At 64.0% G+C, this 15514-nt stretch carries 14 protein-coding genes and 1 pseudogene; 7 read left to right on the top strand and 8 right to left on the bottom strand.

What is annotated here, in order from left to right:
• Positions 1 to 36: 36 nt before the first annotated feature.
• The 5 genes from C7H84_RS08390 to hda are packed head-to-tail and all read right to left on the bottom strand — an operon-like array spanning position 37 to position 4274.
• Positions 37 to 723: a deoxynucleoside kinase gene (locus C7H84_RS08390; RefSeq protein ID WP_121858381.1), complete on the bottom strand. Its 687-nt coding sequence runs from the start codon at positions 721 to 723 to the stop codon at positions 37 to 39.
• A complete protein-coding gene (gene folK, locus C7H84_RS08385) occupies positions 720 to 1262 on the bottom strand; it encodes a 2-amino-4-hydroxy-6-hydroxymethyldihydropteridine diphosphokinase (RefSeq protein WP_121858380.1) in 543 nt (180 codons plus the stop codon). Before folK ends, C7H84_RS08390 begins: the two co-directional genes overlap by 4 nt.
• 35 nt (positions 1263 to 1297) lie before the next feature.
• Complete coding sequence (pcnB, locus tag C7H84_RS08380; RefSeq protein ID WP_121858379.1) at positions 1298 to 2845, bottom strand: polynucleotide adenylyltransferase PcnB; 1548 nt, start codon at positions 2843 to 2845, stop codon at positions 1298 to 1300.
• 5 nt (positions 2846 to 2850) lie between these two features.
• Positions 2851 to 3528, bottom strand: coding sequence for an HAD family hydrolase (locus C7H84_RS08375; RefSeq protein WP_121858378.1), 678 nt, complete (start codon positions 3526 to 3528; stop codon positions 2851 to 2853).
• An 11-nt stretch (positions 3529 to 3539) separates the two neighbouring features.
• Complete coding sequence (hda, locus tag C7H84_RS08370; protein ID WP_240462009.1) at positions 3540 to 4274, bottom strand: DnaA regulatory inactivator Hda; 735 nt, start codon at positions 4272 to 4274, stop codon at positions 3540 to 3542.
• Between the two features lie 247 nt (positions 4275 to 4521).
• Here hda and purM point away from each other — a divergent pair, with 247 nt between their 5' ends.
• Together purM and C7H84_RS37670 are read left to right on the top strand one after the other, a co-directional pair.
• Positions 4522 to 5577, top strand: coding sequence for a phosphoribosylformylglycinamidine cyclo-ligase (gene purM / locus C7H84_RS08365; protein WP_121858376.1), 1056 nt, complete (start codon positions 4522 to 4524; stop codon positions 5575 to 5577).
• Positions 5578 to 5709: 132 nt separating this feature from the next.
• Positions 5710 to 5793: pseudogene (locus tag C7H84_RS37670) on the top strand (DUF4440 domain-containing protein); the annotation flags it as partial.
• A 60-nt stretch (positions 5794 to 5853) separates the two neighbouring features.
• On the opposite strand, the gene miaA reads toward C7H84_RS37670, so the two are convergent.
• Complete coding sequence (gene miaA, locus C7H84_RS08355; protein WP_121858375.1) at positions 5854 to 6831, bottom strand: tRNA (adenosine(37)-N6)-dimethylallyltransferase MiaA; 978 nt, start codon at positions 6829 to 6831, stop codon at positions 5854 to 5856.
• Entirely contained in the window at positions 6828 to 8828 is a 2001-nt protein-coding gene (gene mutL, locus C7H84_RS08350) for a DNA mismatch repair endonuclease MutL (RefSeq protein WP_121858374.1), read from the bottom strand. The genes miaA and mutL overlap by 4 nt, the downstream gene beginning before the upstream one ends.
• Before the next feature lie 173 nt (positions 8829 to 9001).
• Between mutL and C7H84_RS08345 the strand changes: the two genes are divergently transcribed.
• On the top strand, positions 9002 to 9685 hold the full coding sequence (locus tag C7H84_RS08345) for a DedA family protein (RefSeq protein ID WP_121858373.1): 684 nt from the start codon (positions 9002 to 9004) through the stop codon (positions 9683 to 9685).
• A gap of 88 nt (positions 9686 to 9773) precedes the next feature.
• Here the strand turns inward: C7H84_RS08345 and C7H84_RS08340 are convergent, their stop codons facing one another.
• Positions 9774 to 10586: a mechanosensitive ion channel family protein gene (locus tag C7H84_RS08340; RefSeq protein WP_121858372.1), complete on the bottom strand. Its 813-nt coding sequence runs from the start codon at positions 10584 to 10586 to the stop codon at positions 9774 to 9776.
• 328 nt (positions 10587 to 10914) lie between these two features.
• Here C7H84_RS08340 and C7H84_RS08335 point away from each other — a divergent pair, with 328 nt between their 5' ends.
• The 4 genes from C7H84_RS08335 to C7H84_RS08320 all read left to right on the top strand — a co-directional run bounded on the left by C7H84_RS08335 (position 10915) and on the right by C7H84_RS08320 (position 15393).
• On the top strand, positions 10915 to 11718 hold the full coding sequence (locus C7H84_RS08335; RefSeq protein ID WP_121858371.1) for an ABC transporter permease: 804 nt from the start codon (positions 10915 to 10917) through the stop codon (positions 11716 to 11718).
• Positions 11715 to 12377: an ABC transporter ATP-binding protein gene (locus C7H84_RS08330; protein ID WP_121858370.1), complete on the top strand. Its 663-nt coding sequence runs from the start codon at positions 11715 to 11717 to the stop codon at positions 12375 to 12377. Before C7H84_RS08335 ends, C7H84_RS08330 begins: the two co-directional genes overlap by 4 nt.
• 103 nt (positions 12378 to 12480) lie before the next feature.
• Positions 12481 to 13476, top strand: coding sequence for a lipopolysaccharide biosynthesis protein (locus tag C7H84_RS08325; protein WP_240462008.1), 996 nt, complete (start codon positions 12481 to 12483; stop codon positions 13474 to 13476).
• A gap of 126 nt (positions 13477 to 13602) precedes the next feature.
• Positions 13603 to 15393 carry a polysaccharide biosynthesis/export family protein gene (locus tag C7H84_RS08320; protein WP_121858368.1) on the top strand — a complete coding sequence of 597 codons (1791 nt, stop codon included), beginning with the start codon at positions 13603 to 13605 and terminating at the stop codon, positions 15391 to 15393.
• Positions 15394 to 15514: the final 121 nt, after the last annotated feature.

Genomic DNA, 15514 nt, shown 5'->3' with positions numbered 1-15514 from the left:
TCCGGTTCGAGGGTGAAAACGACGGGCGAGGACGCGTCAGCGCGTCGTCTCGCCCTTGACGAAGAATTCCTTGCGGCCGCGCATCGTGTCGATGCGCTCGATCAGCAGGGCAAGGTCTTCGGGGGAATCCAGCGGGTTCAGGTGTTCGGCAGCGACCGTCAGTACCGGCGTGCGGTCGTAGTGATAGAAGAATTCGTTGTACGCGTCGACGAGCGAGCGCAGGTAGGCATCGCTGATCTGCAGCTCCATCGGCAGCCCGCGCTTCTGGATCCGCGAGAACAGCACTTCGGGGCTCGCCTGCAGGTAGACGACGAGATCGGGCGCGGGCGCCTGCGGCACGTCGACGTGCGTCGCGATCGACCGGTACAGCTGCCATTCGTCTTCCGGCAGGTTCAGCCGCGCGAAGATGTCGTTCTTCTGCGGCATGAAATCGGCGACGACGGGCCGGCCCGTCTCGAGCGCGCCGATCAGTTCGCGCGCCTGCTGCGCGCGCTGCAGCGCGAACGACAGCTGCGCGGGCAGCGCGTAGCGCGCGGTGTCGCGATAGAAGCGCTCGAGAAAGGGGTTGTCCTGCGGGCGTTCGAACAGCGTCTGCATCGACCAGCGTTCGGCGAGCAGGTGCGCAAGCGTCGTCTTGCCGACGCCGATCGGGCCTTCGATCACCAGGTAGCGGTGCGGGGCGCGCAGGTCGGGCGCGGTGACGGTCAACGGGGTGGGATTCATCGGCAGCGGTTCTTGTCGGCGTCAGCGCCGGCGGCGAGTGCCTTCTGCATCAGGCATTGACAGTTCTGGACCTTCTCGACGCGCTGGTCTGCCACGGCCGCGAGGAACGCAGCGGCGCGGCCGCGCGCGGGAATGTCGAGCGCCGGCTCGATTTCGACGAGCGGCACGAGCGCGAATGCGCGATCGGTGAGGCGCGGATGCGGGACGATCAGGTCGGGTTCGTCGATCGAATCGGTGCCGAACAGCAGGATGTCGAGGTCGAGCGTGCGCGGCGCGTTGCGATACGGGCGCTCGCGCCCGAAGTGATGTTCGATCTTCTGGCAGAGCGCGAGCAGCTCCCGGGCCGACAGCGTCGTGTCCAGCTTGACGACGCAGTTGTAGTAATCGTCGCCGCCCGCTTCGAAGGGCGCCGTGCGATACAGGCTCGATTTGCCGAGGATCGAGATGGTGCGCTGCTGCGCGAGGCACACCACCGCGTCCTTCAGTGTCTGGCGCGCATCGCCGAGATTCGCTCCCAGTCCGATATATGCAACCGTCATGGCATCACTTCCTACGTCGTTCGCCGGCGAGCGCGTCAGTCGTCGGAACCGGTCGCGGTATCGCCTGCGGTGTCCGGCGCCTGCTCGGCCGCGCCTTCGCCTTGCTGGCGGTTTCGCGCGCCGCCGCGGCGGCGCCGCTTGCGGGGCGATTTTTCCTTCGAGCCGCCCTGCGTGAGAAGTGCCTCACGAGCGGCTGCGTCGCCTTCGATGAAATCCGTCCACCACTGGCCGACAGCTGCTTCGAGCTCGCCGGATTCGCAGCGTAACAGGAGGAAATCATACCCCGCTCTAAATCTTTGGTGTTCCAGCAGCCGCATCGCGCTGCGGCCCGAGCGTTTCTCGAGGCGCAGCTGCAGGCCCCAGATCTCGCGCATGTCGGCCGAGTAACGCTTGTGGATCGCGAGCTTTTCGGTCTGCATGTCGAGCACGTCGTCCATCGCGCGATGCAGCGCCGGCACCGGGAATTCGCCGTCGGCCGTGTATTGCTCGAAGCGCTGGCGCATGTCGTGCCACAGCAGCGTCGCGAACAGGAAGCCCGGCGACACCGGCTTGCCGGCGCGCACGCGCGCGTCGGTGTTGTTCAGCGCGAGCGTGATGAACTTCTCGCCCTGCGGCTGTTCGAGCACGACGTCGAGGAGCGGCAGCAGCCCGTGGTGCAGGCCTTCTTTGCGCAGCCGCTTCAGGCATGCGAGCGCTTGGCCCGACAGCAGCAGCTTCAGCATTTCGTCGAACAGGCGCGCGGCCGGCACGTTGTTGATCAGGTCGGCCAGCGCGTTGATCGGCTCGCGCGTGTGCGGCTCGATCTCGAAGTCGAGCTTCGCCGCGAAACGCACGACGCGCAGCATCCGCACCGGATCCTCGCGGAAGCGGGTGGCCGGGTCGCCGATCATGCGCAGCAGACGGGCGCGCATGTCGGCCATCCCGTCGTGGTAATCGAGCACCGTCTGCGTCGACGGGTCGTAGTACATCGCGTTGATCGTGAAGTCGCGGCGCGCGGCGTCTTCGTGCTGTTCGCCCCAGACGTTGTCGCGCAACACGCGGCCGCTCGCGTCCACCGCATGCGTGCGGCGGTCGAGTTCGTCACGCTTCAGGCGCCTCGGCGGCTCGGCCGTAGCGGCTTCGGGCGGTGCGTCGACCAGCGCGCGGAACGTCGACACCTCGATCAGCTCCTGGCCGAACTGCACGTGGACGATCTGGAAGCGGCGGCCGATCAGGCGCGCGCGGCGGAACAGGCGCTGCACCTCGGTCGGCGTCGCGTCGGTCGCGACGTCGAAGTCCTTCGGCGCGATGCCGAGCAGCAGGTCGCGCACGGCGCCGCCGACGATGAACGCGCGGAAGCCCGCCTGTTGCAGCGTGTCGGTCACGCGCACCGCGTTCCGCGAGATCAGCGACGGATCGATCTGGTGCACGCTGGCCGGCACGACGGTCGGCTCGTGATTGCTGCGCGGCTTCTTTGCTGCGCTGCTGCGATTGCCCTTCGCGGGGCGCTGGGCGGTGGCCGTTTCGGCGGCGGGCGCCTCGACGGGTGACGTATGTTCGGCGCCGTCCTGGCCGAGCAGCTTGCGAATGAATTTTTTGATCACGACGTTCAGAAGAGATCGAGGATGCGCCAGCCGCGGTCGCTTGCATGCGCGCGCAGCGTGTCGTCGGGGTTGGTCGCGATCGGGTCGGTGACTTTCTCGAGCAACGGGATGTCGTTGTGCGAGTCGCTGTAGAAATAGCTGTGTTCGAAGTCGTCCCAGTGCTTGCCGAGCGATGCGAGCCACGCTTCGGTGCGCACGATCTTGCCTTCGCGGTAGCTCGGCGTGCCGGTCGGCCGGCCCGTGTACGGCGAGTCGGGATGGCCGTCGGTCGTTTCGACCTCGCACGCGATCAGCGTGTCGACGCCGAACGCCGTCGCGATCGGGCGCGTGATGAATTCGTTGGTGGCCGTCACCACGCAGCACAGGTCGCCGGCGTCGACGTGCTTGCGCACGAGTTCGAGCGCGGCCGGCGTCATCGCGGGGCGGATCACCTCGTGCATGTACTGCTCGTGCCATGCGGCCAGCTGCGCGCGCGAATACTTCGCGAGCGGCGTGAGCATCGCGCACAGGTACGCATGGATGTCGAGCTTGCCGGCCTTGTAGTCGGCGAAGAACTGATCGTTCTGACGCGAGAAGCTTTCCGCGTCGACGATGCCGAGCTTCACCATGAAGCGGCCCCATTCGTGGTCGCTATCGGTCGGGATCAGCGTGTGATCGAGGTCAAAGAGTGCCAGATTAGTCATGGAAGCGCATTTTACTCGAAGCGGTTCGGGCCTGTGGCCGGTGGTGCGATGTCGTCGCCGGGGCGGGCCAGCATCCGGCGCAGCAGCGGCAGCGTGACGGCGCGTTTCTGCTCGAGCGAGAAGCGGTCGAGCGCGTCGAGCAGCGCCATCAGGCTCGGCATGTCGCGCCGGAAGTGGGTGAGCAGGTAAGCGGCGATGTCGTCGGTGAGCGCGATGCCGCGCTCCTTCGCCGCGAGCTTCAGCACGGCGATCTTGCCGGCATCGGAAGGCGGCGACAGATGGAACACGAGCCCCCAGCCGAGGCGCGTGCGCAGATCCTCGCGCACGTCGAGCGCGAGCGGCGCCGCTGGGCCCGCCGCGACGAACGCGCTCGACGGGTGCGCGCGGACTTCGTTGAACAGGTTGAACAGCGCGACCTGCTGGGCATCGCTCATCTTGTCGCAGTCGTCGATCGCGTAGATGCCGATGCGCGGGTCGAACGTGAACGCGCCGAGCGGGCTTTGCGGCGTCAGGTAGCGCGCGTAGCCGTACGACGCATCGCTCACGAGCGCCTGCAACAGGTGGGTGCGGCCGCTGCCGGGCTCGCCCCAGATATAGAACGACCGGTCCGGCACGGGCCCCGCCGCGAGCGCGAGGTCGAGCTTCTGGAGCCGCGAGATGAGCTCGTCGTTCTCTTCATTCATGATGAAGTTGTCGAACGTGGCGGGCGGCGGCGTGCCGAGATCGAGCGTCAGTTGACGGGACACAACAGTCACAATGCAGGTCGGTTGATGAAACACGTGCCGTACGCCGGGCACGCGCGGGGGGCTGCTCCGGTGGCTGAACACGCGGCCGCACGCACCGCGGCGCGCGGATTGCGGCGCGGCTCGCGTGGCGAGGAAAACGGGGACGTGTTGACCAAGATGCAATCCCTGACGATTCGGTGCTGGGAATTCCGGCCAACGGGCCGGCTTCGGGTAAAATCGCATTTTACCGACCTTCTCGCATTCCCCCATGAATCCTCCGAAATCCGCTCCTGACGCTCAGGGTCTGTCCTACCGCGACGCAGGCGTCGACATCGACGCGGGCGACGCACTCATCGACAAGATCAAGCCTTTTGCGAAGAAAACCCTGCGCGACGGCGTGCTCGGCGGCATCGGCGGGTTCGGCGCGCTGTTCGAAGTGCCGAAGAAGTACACGGAGCCCGTGCTCGTGTCGGGCACCGATGGCGTCGGCACCAAGCTCAAGCTGGCCTTTCATCTGAACAAACACGACACCGTCGGCCAGGACCTGGTTGCGATGAGCGTGAACGACATCCTCGTGCAGGGTGCCGAGCCGCTGTTCTTCCTCGACTACTTCGCATGCGGCAAGCTCGACGTCGACACGGCTGCCACCGTCGTCAAGGGCATCGCGCACGGCTGCGAACTGTCGGGCTGCGCGCTGATCGGCGGTGAAACGGCCGAAATGCCGGGCATGTACCCGGACGGCGAATACGACCTGGCCGGTTTCGCGGTCGGCGCGGTCGAGAAGAGCAAGATCATCGACGGCAGCACCATCGCCGAAGGCGACGTGGTGCTCGGCCTCGCATCGAGCGGCATCCACTCGAACGGCTTCTCGCTCGTGCGCAAGATCATCGAGCGCGCGAACCCCGACCTGTCGGCCGATTTCCACGGCCGCTCGCTGGCGGACACGCTGATGGCGCCCACGCGGATCTATGTGAAGCCGCTGCTCGCGCTGATGCAGAAGCTGTCGGTGAAGGGCATGGCCCACATCACCGGTGGCGGCCTCGTCGAGAACATTCCGCGCGTGCTGCGCGAAGGCCTCACCGCCGAGCTCGACCAGAACGCATGGCCGCTGCCGCCGCTGTTCAAGTGGCTGCAGGAGCACGGCGGTGTCGCCGACGCCGAAATGCACCGCGTGTTCAACTGCGGGATCGGGATGGCCGTGATCGTTTCGGCGGCCGATGCCGATGCCGCGATCGCCGACCTGACGGCCGCCGGCGAGCAGGTGTGGAAGATCGGCACCGTGCGCGCGAGCCGTGAAGGCGAGGCGCAGACGGTCGTGGTCTGACGCGCTACAAGCAGGATGCAGCAACGAAAACCGCCCGGAGTCGATCCGGGCGGTTTTTTTCGGGCGCGGGCTTTTGGCGGCGTGGCGCGCCACTGAAGAGGAACGACGGCGCCGTGCGCCACTCGGGTCATACATACGCCGACGATCTTCCATAAGGCCAACGGCCGATGGCAGCTCCCGCGCGATGCGAATCTCGACGTGACGCTCGCGCAGTGACAGACACGCGGCGCCGGCATCACGCGCGCGAGCACGGGAATGCCTGCAGATCGGGACCCGTTAATGGTCGCCGATATCGCCGTCCAGCACGCGTTCCAGCGTATCGAGTGCGCGCGCCGTCGAATCCGGCGCGACACAGTCGACGACGGTCCGCTCCGGCATCGCCCGCAACCACGTGATCTGTCGCTTGCACAGCTGGCGCGTCGCGAAGATCCCCTTGTCGCGCATCGTCCGGTAGTCGGTATCGCCGTCGAGATATTCCCACGCCTGGCGATAGCCGACGCAGCGCATCGACGGCAGGCCGAGATGCAGGTCCGCGCGGCGGCGCAGCCGTTCGACCTCGTCGATGAAGCCTGCGTCGAGCATCGCGTCGAAGCGTTGCGCGATGCGTGCGTGCAGCACCGCGCGGTCCGACGGTTCGAGCGCGACCGGCACGAAGCGGTATGCGGCGGCTTCGTCGTCCGCGCGCCGCGGCGCGGCGAGCAGCACCGACATCGGCTGGCCGCTCAGCAGGAACACTTCGAGCGCACGCTGGATTCGCTGTGAATCGTTCGGCGCGAGCCGCGCGGCCGTTGCCGGATCCACTTGAGCGAGCCGCGCATGCAGCGCGGGCCAGCCGTCGCGCGCGGCGTCGGCGTCGAGCTCTGCACGCACGGTTGGATCGGCAGTCGGCAGGTCGTTGAGGCCCTGCGTGAGCGCCTTGTAGTACAGCATCGTGCCGCCCGCGAGCAGCGGCGTGCGGCCGCGCGCGATGATCTCGCCGATCAGGCGCAGTGCATCGGCGCGAAATTCGGCCGCCGAATACGCATCGGCCGGGTCGATGATGTCGATCAGATGGTGCGGCACGCTCGCGCGCTCGTCGCGCGTCGGTTTCGCGGTGCCGATATCCATGTCGCGATAGACGAGCGCCGAATCGACGCTGACGATCTCGATCGGACGGTGCGCGGCCAGCGCCAGCGCGGCGGCCGTCTTGCCGGAGGCGGTGGGGCCGAGCAGGCAGGCGATCGTCGTTGCCGGGGACTGCGGTGAAGCGTTCATTGGCCGCGCATGAAGAGGCGGTCGAGATCGTTCAGCGTGAGGTGATACCACGTCGGCCGGCCGTGATTGCACTGGTCCGCGCGTTCGGTCGCTTCCATCTGGCGCAGCAGCCCGTTCATCTCGTCGAGTGTCAGGCGCCGGTTCGCGCGCACCGCGTGGTGGCACGCGAGCGTGCCGAGCAGCTCGTGCTGGCGTTCGGTGAGCACGCGCGAACCGCCGAATGCGTGCAGGTCGGCAAGCACTGCGCGTGCGAGCGACTGCAGGTCCGCGTCCTTCAGCAGCGCGGGCACCGCGCGGATCGCGAGCGTCGTCGGCGACAGCACCGCGAGGTCGAAGCCGAGCGATTCGAGCGTGTCGCGTTCTTCCTCGACCGTGCCGATCTCCACCGGCGTCGCCGTCATCGAGATCGGCAGCAGCAGCGACTGCACGGCGACCGTGCGGTCGGCGAGTGCGTTCTTGAACTGTTCGTACAGGATCCGTTCGTGTGCCGCGTGCATGTCGACGATCACGAGACCGTACGCGTTCTGCGCGAGCACGTAGATCCCGTGAATCTGGCCGAGCGCGAAGCCGAGCGGTTGTTCGTCGTGCGCGCTGGCAGCGAGCGGCGACGCGACGAAGCCCGACAACGGTGCGATCGGCGCATCGGCGGAATTCGCCGAGTCGCGCGCGATGGTCGTCGTGCCGTCCGGCGTGCCCGCGCCCGTGTCCTTGCGGCCGAAGAGCGCATCGTAGAGCGCGAGCGGCTGCGCGACGGGCAGCGTGCCTTGCGTCATGCGCGCCTGACGCATCCACGTGTTGCCCGACGATGATGACGAGGAGGACGACGCCGGCGAGAAACCGGTGCCACCCGTGCCGGTGGCTGCGCTCTGGCCGAGCGGCGTATTCAGGAACGAGGCGGGGCCGCCCGGTGCCGGCGAGAGCTGCGCGGCATGGCCGCCCGCAGTCGTTTCCGGCGACGCGCCCGCATGGCGCGCGAGCGCGCGCTGCACCGCGTGGAATACATACTGATGGATCGAGCGCGAATCGCGGAACCGCACTTCGATCTTCGACGGGTGCACGTTCACGTCGACTGCCTCGGGCGGCAGGTCGAGGAACAGCACGTACGACGGGTAGCGGTCGCCGTGCAGCACGTCTTCATACGCCGCGCGCACCGCGTGCGTGAGCAGCTTGTCGCGCACGAAGCGGCCGTTCACGAAGAAGTACTGCTGGTCGGCGCGCCCGCGGCTCGCGGTCGGCAGGCCCGCGCAGCCGTAGACCGCGAGCGGCCCGGCCTGCTCGTCGAGCGGCAGGTGCGCGGTCGCGAAGCTGTCGCCGAGGATTTTCGCGACGCGCTGCGCAGGCTCGGTTGCGTTCCAGTGCTCGACCGCCTTGCCGTTGTGCAGCACCGAGATCGCGACGTCCGGTCGTGCGAGCGCCGCGCGGCGGATCATTTCGAGGCAGTGGCCGAACTCGGTCTGCTCGCTTTTCAGGAACTTGCGGCGCGCTGGCGTGTTGAAGTACAGCTCGCGCACCTCGATCGTCGTGCCCACCGCGCCGGCGGCCGGCGACAGCGCGCCCGTGGTCGCATCGATCTTCGTCGCATGCGCGACGTCCGCCGTGCGGCTCGTGATCGACATCTCGGCGACCGATGCGATCGACGCGAGCGCTTCGCCGCGGAAACCCAGCGTCGCGACCGCCTCCAGTTCCTCGAGCGAGCGGATCTTGCTCGTCGCATGGCGCATCAGCGCGAGCGGCAACTCGTCGGGCGGAATCCCGCAGCCGTCGTCGGTGATCGAGATGCGCTTGACGCCGCCTTCCTCGAGCACGATGCGCAGCGTCGTCGCGCCGGCGTCCATCGCATTCTCCAGCAGCTCCTTGACGACCGACGCAGGGCGTTCGACCACCTCGCCGGCGGCGATCTGGCTGATCAGCTGGTCGGGCAGCGGCTGGATCGCGCGCAGCGGGCGGGGAGCGGGGGCGGGTGCGGCGCCCGCGGCCGTTTCGGTGATTTCGGACATGGCCGAATTATAGCGAGGCGCCGCGGGCGTGCCGGCGGCGTGATCGGTTACGTTTTTTCACGGAGCCTTAAGGTAGTTTCGGTATGATGACTGCGTTTCGCGCGCCGCCTTGTCCGGCGGGCGCTTCCGCCTTCTCCGGTCATTCCGGCCCTTTCGCCTTCGAGGAATCGCATTTGGATACGCTGCTTCATTTCGTCAACCTGGTCCTGCATATCGACGCGTTCCTCGGCGACTTCATCCGGCAGTACGGCGCATGGGTGTATCTGGTGTTGTTCCTGATCGTGTTCTGCGAGACGGGGCTCGTCGTGTTGCCGTTCCTGCCCGGCGATTCGCTGCTGTTCATCGGCGGCGCGTTCGCGGCGACCGGCGACATGAACGTCGGCGCGCTCATCGCGTTGTTGCTCGTCGCGGCGATTGCCGGCAACACCGTGAACTACCTGATCGGCCGCTGGGTCGGGCCGAAGGTCTTCAATACCCATATCCCGGTGCTCGAGCGCTTCCTCGATCGCGCGGCGCTGGAGAAGACCCACTCGTTCTACGACAAGCACGGCGGCAAGACCATCGTGCTCGCGCGCTTCATCCCCGTCGTGCGCACGTTTGCGCCGTTCGTGGCCGGTGCGTCGTCGATGAGCATCGGGCGTTTCCAGCTGTTCAACGTGATCGGCGCGCTGCTCTGGGTGCTGCTGCTGGTGTTGCTCGGCTACTTCTTCGGCAATATCCCGTTCATTCGCCAGTACCTGAACGTGATCGTGCTGGTGGGGATCGGCGCGGCGATCGTGCCGGTCGCGCTCGGCGCGTTGTGGAAGCTGGTGCGCGGGCGGCATTCCGATAATACGCAGAACACGAGCGGGCGCTGAGCCGGCGGTTTTCCTTCTGCTCGACGAGAAAGCGTGGTGGCCCTGGGCTACCACGCTTTTTTTTCGTCCGTGCGGGTCGGGCGAAGGCTCAGGTATTGCGATGCGAGATCGGCGTTTCGGGCGTCGGGTATCCGGCCTCGCGGAACGTCTCGAGGATCACGCGATTGGTATCGCAGTACACCTGCCAGTAGTTCTCCGGTTGCGTCGACGGGCGCACGAACAGCAGCGGGCCTTCCGGCGTGAACTGCAGCACGCCGACGTCCGGTGCCGGCACTTTCATCACGTTCGGGATCAGCTGGATCTGCGTTTTCAGGCGGTTGATCGCATCGGCCGCGTCGACGCTGTTCGCGATCTTCGCGGTCAGATCGACGCGGCGATGCGGCGTCGCGCTGTAGTTCGCGATGTTGTCCGAGAAGATCTTGTTGTTGCCGACGATGGTCACGACGTTGTCGGCGGTGATGATCGTCGTGCCGAACAGGCCGAGTTCCTTCACCGTGCCCGTCACGCCGCCGGCGGTGATCACGTCGCCGATCTTGAACGGACGCAGCACTTGCATGAATACGCCGGCGGCGAAGTGGGCGAGCAGCCCGCCCCAGGCGGTGCCGATCGCGAGGCCGAGGCCGGCGAGCAGTGCGGCGAACGACGTGGTCTGTACGCCGAAGAACTGCAGGATCGCGAGGATCAGCAGGATCGTCAGTAGTACGCCGACCACCGAGGTCAGGTAGTCGGTGAGCGTCGGGTCGACCTTGCCGCTGCGGCGTACGACCTTGCCGAGCAGGCCGGTGGCGATGCGGATCGCCCAGCGGCCGACGAACCACAACACGATTGCAGCGAGGAGGTTCAGGCCGAAGTCGAGGCCGCGGGTCATCAGGAATTGTTGGGCGGTGGCGAGGTTCAGCATTGGGGCTCCGCGGTGAGATAAATTAGGTGATTTAAAGCCGAAGTTTGTCTGATTATTACCGGATTTTACAATATGTCGGGGTGATAGCCTGCGGGCCTGCACTGGGCGACAATGGAAAGGTGTTTTTTGCCGCCGTAGGCAGATACGTCACGTGAATCGAAAGCATGTATAGAAGCGTTAACAGCTTTAACGGTAAGGAAGTTTTCTTACATGTAAGCTGGTACAATGCGGCGCCTCGGTAGTTTGAGGTGATTTAAAAATTCGGGAGCGCGGGGCACAGTCCACCGCGCACGGGGCGCAAACGATAAAAGTGGGACCGGGGTTGGGTATGGCAGAACCGCCAAACGGAGATTCCAGGCTGGGCGAAGCATTTGCGATTCAGCGAAGAGTCGTTTATGCCTTGTTTTTGCGCGAACTGAAGACTCGGTTCGGCAAGCATCGGCTCGGGTATCTGTGGGTGTTTCTCGAGCCGATCGTTCATATGCTGGTGTTGTTCGCGATCCTGGGCTTGATTGCGAAACATACGATGCCCGGTATTTCGTTTCCCGTATTTCTTATCTGCGGCTTGGTGCCGTACTTCATGTTCATCAACATCGCGCTACGATCGTTGAACGCGCTGGAGGCGAATCTCGGGCTGCTGAGTTATCGTCCAGTGCACCCGCTGGACACATTGATTGCGCGTGCGTGCCTCGAATGCGTTATAAGTGCAGTTGTCTTGGTTGTATTGCTGGTTATTCTCGGGCTTGGCGGGCAGCCGGTTCAATTGGGCGATATTCCGGAACTTGCCGGCATTTGGGCGGTACTTGTACTTCTCGGGCTGGGTATTGGCATGATCTTCATGGTTATCGGTCATGAAGTCCCGGTCAGCGAGAAGGTCATTCCGCTGTTCATGCGTCCCCTTTATTTCACCAGTGCGGTGATGTATCCACTGACAACCATTCCAGCGGAATACCGCGGTTGGGTGTTGTGGAATCCTCTCGTTCACATTCTCGAGCTATTGCGGCATACGATCGTGCCTGCATACGCGGTCGAAAATGTCGGTCTAGCATATCCGGCGTTCTGCGCGCTTGTCGTTCTGTTTGCCGGTATGGCCCTGTACAAGGCGCGTGAACCATCCCTGCTGAGATCATGATTCGACTCGAGAATCTCACAAAATCGTATAAGACGCCCTCCGGCCGACATTACGTATTCAAGGACGTCAATGTCGAAGTGCCATCAGGGAAAAGTATTGGCCTGATCGGGCGTAACGGGGCAGGCAAGAGCACGCTGCTCAGCATCATTGGTGGCATCGATCGACCCGATCGTGGTCGCGTTGTGACGAACCGGCGCATTTCCTGGCCGGTTGGGCTCGCGAACGGGTTTCAAAGCAGCATGACGGGACGCGAGAACGTCAAGTTCGTCGCGCGCCTGTACGCGAGCAAGAGCGAACTGGCGGAGAAGGTGCAATTCGTCGCGGATTTTTGCGAGCTCGGCAAGTTTTTCGACATGCCGATCCGCAGTTACTCCACTGGCATGCGAGCCCGCTTGGGTTTTGGGTTGTCGATGGCGTTCGACTTCGACTACTACGTGATAGACGAGGTGACTGCGGTCGGCGATGCCGTCTTCAGAAAAAAAAGCGAGGCGTTGATGATGGCCAGGCGTGCCGTCAGCCAGTTCATTTTTGTGTCGCATGGCCTCGACGAGGTAAGTCGAGTCTGCGATGTCGGATTGCTGATCGGCAACGGGAAGGTCACGTACTACCCCGACGTGAATGAGGCAATCGAAGTTTACAAGCACGAAAACAATGTCTGATTGGTTGGGGAAGCTACGGGGGCATCGGCTGCAGGTGGCGCTTGTTGCGGTACCGCTGGTCGTTTGCGGGTTGTATCTGGGGTTGGTTTCCCGAGATCGCTACGTGAGTGAATCGCAAGTGCTCGTCAAGGACTCCGGGCGTTCTGTCGGGACGGGGCTGAATATCCAGGCGTTGCTTGGAGGAGGAGGCGACGCTTCGGCGCGGGACGACGCGGTCGTGCTCAAGCAATACATCGAATCGCCGGACATGCTGGCGAAAGCGGATGCGCGGTTGAAGCTGAAGGAGGCGTTCGGCCATGTCGGACTCGACTTATTCAACAGGCTTTCACCGAACGCTACGCGAGAGGAAATGCTGAAGTACTACCTGCGGCGCGTCAGCGTCGACGTGGACGAGAAGACGGGGTTGTTGACGATTCGGACACAAGGTTTGTCGCCGACCTTCGCGCAGACGTTCAATCGAACGTTGCTGAGCGAAAGCGAAACCTTCCTGAACGAGTTGTCGCACCGCATTTCGCGCAACGACATGCTTTTCGCGCGTGAGGAAATCGACCGCTCGTATGACGAAGTCAAGACGGCGCGCGATGCGGTGATTGCATTCGAAAACAAGACCGGCATGCTGGACCCGACGGCGAGCGCCGAGGCGGGCGGCCGCATGGTGGTCGAAATGCAGTCGAAGCAGGCGGAACTCGAGGCGGAATTGCGCAACCTGCAGACGTACATGAACGACGACGCGCCGCCGGTCGTCGCGAAGCGTAACGCGCTGTCGGCGCTTGTCGCGCAGATTGGCGTCGAGAGAGCGAAGCTCAGTGCTCCGGGTGACGGCAAGATGAACCGGACGGCCGCGCAGTACGCGGAACTCAAGTCTCGTCTCCAGTTTGCGACCGATCTGTACAAGGTCTCGCTGTCGACTTTCGAAAAGGCTCGGATCGAATCCGGGCACAAGGCAAAGAGCTTGTCCGTAATCGTGACGCCCAATTTGCCGGAGGAGGCCGAGTATCCACGCAGGCTTCACATCATGATGTCCCTCGTTGTCGGATTGCTGTTGTTGTTCGGCGTCATGAGGCTGGCGCAAGCGATTATCGAAGACCACCGGACGTAACACAGACGACTGCTGCCCGGGTTTCATGGGGGTGGCAGTTCGCACGAACTTGCATGGCTGGTACAGCGTCGTTGCCGGTGACGGGGTGACGAGTGCAAGCAGGCATCGACGAAAGTAAAAATTGAGATGATCAATCTATCAAGAGGCCGCAAGGCATTGATTGCCCTGATGCTTGGCGCCGCGAGCACCGCGAGTTGGGCCGGGATCAGCGATACGCTGTTCGGGCTTTCGGGAACCGACAGCGATCGTGGCTCGGCGTCGTCCAACGCTGCTCGTGACGGCGGGCCGCGCGGTGCTGCTTCGACGGGGTTCGGGTACAACCCCGACGACGCGGGGGCAGGTTCGATGACGCTTCAAGGCGGGAAGATATCGCGTCAGCAAGGCGGACCCGGAGGAGCGGCTCCGAGCCCGATCGACGTGAGTGTCGCCCCGCAGGCACCAAACAGCATGTTCGGCTCGCAATTGTTTGGCGGAACATTTCACAACAGCCGGGGGACCGGATTCAACCCGGGTTATCAAGTCGGCATTGGAGACACCGTCACGTTACGGATGTGGGGTGCTTTCGCGTTCGACGGGCAGTTGACCGTCGATCCGCAAGGAAATGTCTTCGTGCCGAATGTCGGACCGGTCACGGTCGCCGGCGTTCGCAATGCCGATTTGAACGGGCGTGTGCTGAATGAGGTGCGCAAGGTCTACAAGGCAAACGTGAACGTTTATGCCAGCCTTGACGTTGCGCAGCCGGTGAAGGTGTTCGTCACGGGGTATGTCAAGCAACCCGGCATGTATGGCGGTATCGCGTCAGAAAGCATCCTTTCCTACCTCGACAAGGCTGGTGGCGTTGACGTCGATCGCGGCAGCTATGTCGATGTGACGGTCAAGCGCGGCGGAGTGGTACGCAAGCGCTTCAACCTGTATGACTTCTTGCTGAATGGCGAGATAGACCAGTTGCAGCTTGCCGACGGCGACGTGATCGTTGTCGGACCGCGCGAGCACGTCTTTACTGTGCGAGGCGAAGTCTACAACGCATACGACTTTGAATTCGCCACGCCGGTCATTACGCTTCAGCAGGCGCTTGCGGTCGCGCGTCCGAAACCTGGCGCAACGCATGTCAGCATCGTGCGCCGACAGGGCACTGAACGGACCACCGAGTACTACGCGATTTCGAACGCTTCGAATGTCAGGCTCAACGACGGTGATCAGCTCACGGTTACCTCGGATCGCTACGCAGGCACGATCCAGGTGCGTGTCGAGGGCGCCCATTCAGGAGAGCACGCATTGGTGCTCCCGTATGGTTCGACGATGGCGCAGGTACTGAGCCAGGTCCGCACCAATCCGCTTTCGCGCGTGGACGAAGCGCAGTTGTTCCGCAAATCGGTTGCGGACAGGCAAAAGGAAATGCTCGGTGTCGAGCTGCAGAAGCTTCAGGAGGCGGCATTGTCCGCACCGTCCGCTACGAGCGAGGAGGCCAATCTGCGGTCGAAGGAAGCGGAGAACATCACGAAGTTTGCGGCGCTCGCGAGCAAGACCGAGTTCAAGGGGCAGGTCGTGCTCAACGAGCAGACGATGGGGAACGTGATTCTTGAGGACGGCGACGTCATCAACATCCCGGAAAGAACCAGTGTCGTCATGGTGCATGGAGAGGTGCTCTTCCCGAATGCGGTCGAATGGCAATCGGGCATGACGGCAAGTGACTACGTCGCCCACGTCGGTGGTTATACGCAGAAGGCCGACAACAGCAAGATCATCGCGATTCACCAGAACGGCAAGGCCGAACTGGCCGACAGTGGTACGAAGGTCGAGGCCGGCGATGAGCTCATGGTGTTACCGAAGGTGAAGTCGAAGAGTATCGAGATCACGCGCGGGATTACGCAGATCCTGTATCAGATGGCGGTGGCCGCGAAGCTGATCTTCTGGTGATAGTTGCAGCACGTCACATGGCGCGTACAGGGTGCGTCATGTGACACCGAGAGGGCCGCGGGCAGTTCGTTGGCACGAGCGCACCGGCAAATTGCTCCTTCGGGGGCCCATAAAATAATAG

Source organism: Burkholderia sp. Nafp2/4-1b (assembly GCF_003635165.1).
Taxonomy (GTDB): Bacteria; Pseudomonadota; Gammaproteobacteria; order Burkholderiales; family Burkholderiaceae; genus Burkholderia.
This window is presented reverse-complemented; position numbering and strand designations above follow the sequence as displayed.